At 47.6% G+C, this 574-nt stretch carries 2 protein-coding genes; both read left to right on the forward strand.

Annotation, left to right across the window (positions count from 1 at the left end; genetic code table 11):
• Positions 1–68 precede the first annotated feature (68 nt).
• Complete coding sequence (locus tag WH277_RS02275) at positions 69–323, forward strand: CopG family ribbon-helix-helix protein (protein WP_339504170.1); 255 nt, start codon at positions 69–71, stop codon at positions 321–323.
• Position 324: 1 nt separating this feature from the next.
• Positions 325–574: type II toxin-antitoxin system RelE/ParE family toxin (locus WH277_RS02280; protein WP_339504172.1), on the forward strand; the 250-nt coding region annotated here is incomplete at its 3' end.

The raw sequence follows: 574 nt of genomic DNA on the forward strand, positions 1-574 counted from the left end.
CAGGTGTCATCCCATTTGCGCAGTGCTAAACTACTTAATAACTCCTAATAGCTCTGAGGAAACCAATCATGGCTGCCATCACAAAACAGACAATCAGCGCAGAAGTCCCCCGCGCACTCGTTCGCAAAGTTGATGCGATCGCAGAAGAAGAAGATCGCTCAAAGAGCTACATCATCAGAGAGGCTCTGGACAGCTTCATACACAATCACGAACGCCGCCGCGAAGCCATCCTGAAAGGACTCGCAGACGTAGACGCAGGGAACACGTTTAGCATCGAAGAGATGACGAGCTTTGTTAGACAACTGAAAACAGCGGCAAGATAATATGAATGTCTCATGGACTGCTAAAGCCAGAGGGGATCTGGCAAGGATTCATAGATTTGAGCTTAACAGTAGAGCCGGAGGCCCACGGCGAGCGAATAGAATCATTAACTCTCTTCTCAATGAATCAATAGATATTGACCTCGCCTTGCCGATCATCAAAGGCAGACAGTTAAAGGACTACTTGCCTCGCCAGGTCTACCGCGTGATTGTCATAAAGGAGTATGAAATGCACTTTGAGATAGATACTGCTC

Origin of the sequence: Erwinia sp. MYb416 (assembly GCF_037479575.1) — a bacterium.
Lineage (GTDB): Bacteria > Pseudomonadota > Gammaproteobacteria > Enterobacterales > Enterobacteriaceae > Erwinia > Erwinia rhapontici.

What these genes read in the sequence shown, in the direction of transcription:
- WH277_RS02275 (WP_339504170.1), top strand. Translation starts at nt 69, where the DNA reads ATGGCTGCCATCACAAAACAGACAATCAGCGCAGAAGTCCCCCGCGCA.